Below are 500 nucleotides of genomic sequence, written 5' to 3'. Positions count from 1 at the left end.
GTAACTGTTACTGTATTGTAGCAGCCTGTAACATCATTTTCTGCTCTTACAAATATGGTCTGAGCATTGCTTAGATTGACATATGGACTAAAAATAGGATTGGTCGCATTGTCGGCATCTGCTTGTGTTTCGTAATGCGTTAAAGTAATGCCTGTTTGACCGTTTAGTATCTCATCATTAGCCACTTCTAATGTAAAGCTTTCTTTCTCATCTCCTGGATTATTCACATCACATAACTCTATTGGTGCTGGTGTGATTAGTACTGGTAATGGGTTTACAATTAATTCTAGGCTTGTGATTTTGTAACAGCCTTCTATGGTTGTATTGTCTTCTACGCGTACCCAAATGATTTGGTTAAAATCGTCTGTGTTGGTATAAGCGAGCGGATTATTTATTGCGTTATTACCAGCCATAGCACTAGCCTCATTCTCGTAATAACTAACGATGTATTTTGCTGGGTCTTGACCGTTTAATATTTCGTCTGCCTTTGTAGTTAAATC

General features: G+C 37.8%; 1 pseudogene. It reads right to left on the bottom strand.

The window, feature by feature from the left end:
- Window positions 1-500 (bottom strand): annotated as a pseudogene (locus K1X16_RS17945) (CUB domain-containing protein); the annotation flags it as partial.

Source organism: Winogradskyella sp. SM1960, assembly GCF_020179375.1.
Classification (GTDB): Bacteria; Bacteroidota; Bacteroidia; order Flavobacteriales; family Flavobacteriaceae; genus Winogradskyella; species Winogradskyella marina.
This window is presented reverse-complemented; position numbering and strand designations above follow the sequence as displayed.